Consider the following 1,556-nt stretch of genomic DNA (forward strand, 5'->3'; position numbering starts at 1 on the left):
CGGTACCGCGCTAACACCTGTACCCCCGCCGCCTACGAGCTGCTCGCCGCCGACCCGGCGGCCCGGTTGCCGGCAACGCGTTCTGGCGTTCCGACCTGGGTCGCGGGTCGGACCGCCCCACCCGGTCACGGGTTGGTGACCGTCCAGGTGAACGTGGTCTGTGCGGGCGAGCCCGCGCCGTCGCCGGCCGACACGGTGACCGAGTAGGCGCCCGAGGTCGACGGGGTGCCCGAGATCACGCCGGTGCCGGCCGCGATGCCAAGGCCCGGCGGCAGGCCGGTGGCCGAGTAGGTCAGCACGTCGTCGTTGCCGTCCCACGCCTGGATCGCGAGGCTCGTCGCCTGGCCCCGGACCGCGGTGCGCGGCCCCGGGTTGGCGACCCGCTCCGGCAACTCCCCCCCGGCCAGGTAGGCGTCGATGGCCGTGCGCAGGTTCGGCAGCGGGCCGATCTCGAGCGAGCCGTTCTGCGGGGTGCCGGTGGCGATCAGGATCTCGCGGGCCCGGGCGGGGGACAGCGTGTCGCCGTTCGCCTTCGCCACGCCGAGCAGCGACGCCAGCGCCGACGCCACGATCGGCGACGCGCTCGACGTGCCGTTGAAGGCCGCGGTGTACTTGTCGTTCGGCCCGGTCCCGTACAGCGCGCCGTAACCGGTGGTGGTGACGCACTCGCCCCAGCCCTGCAGGTCCACCCGGCTGCCGTAGTTGGAGAAGCCGAGCTTGGTGCGGGGCGTGCCGGTGCAGCCCGGCGCGGAGCCCGCGCCGACGATGATCGCGCCCGAGTCCGGCTTGTCCGCCGGGAACCGCGCGCCGAAGCACGCGTTGTCCAGGCTCTGGTTGCCGTTGCCGCCCGCCTCCACGACGTGCCGACCGGACTGCACGGCGGTCACGATCGCGTCGTACACCGACGGCCACACCTCCATGGGCGCGTGGTTGCCGCAGTGGACGACCTGCTGCTCGATGAGGAGCACGTCGCCGACGCCCACGGCCGCGGCGGCGGTGAGGATCGAGTTGGCCAGGTCGTAGCCGTACTCCACGTTCACCGCGTTGGTGTAGTGCAGGCCGGCGTCGGGCACGAGCCCGGTCACGCCGAACCCGTTGCCGTCCGCGCCGATCACGCCGGTCACCGCCGTGCCGTGGTCGATGCTGCTCGGGGTGAAGTCCGGCGTGTGGTTGGCGATGAGCGCGCCGGGCAACCGCAGCTTGGCGAGGTCTTCGTGCTGCGGGTTCCAGTTGCGCTCCAGGTCGACCACCTTGACGTTGCCGCCCTTGCCGCCCGGGACGGTGGCCGCGTAGTCCGCGTCGATCCCGCCGCTGCCCGCCGGGTCGGCGTAGCCCTGCTGCCCGGAGAAGTCCGGGGTCACGGGCTCGGTGCCCTCCGTCCGCTCGTAGGCCACCTCGACGCCGGGCAGCGCGGTCAGCTCCCGCGCCGCGGCCTTGGCGTCCACGCCGGGCGCGAGCTGGACGCGGTGCCAGCGCTCCAGCCCCGGGGGGGGGGGGGGGCGCCCCCCCCCCCCGCCCCGCGCGCCCGCCCCCCCGCGCCCCCGCCCCCCCCCGCC

1 protein-coding gene is annotated in these 1,556 nt (G+C 75.1%); it reads right to left on the reverse strand.

The genetic code is table 11. The features are described 5' to 3' along the window. Positions 1-125: 125 nt before the first annotated feature. The coding region (locus ACFXGA_RS11635) for a S8 family serine peptidase (protein ID WP_378086787.1) at positions 126-1,556 on the reverse strand (1,431 nt) is incomplete at its 5' end.

The sequence above is a fragment of the Actinosynnema sp. NPDC059335 genome (assembly GCF_042752395.1).
Taxonomy (GTDB): Bacteria; Actinomycetota; Actinomycetes; order Mycobacteriales; family Pseudonocardiaceae; genus Actinosynnema.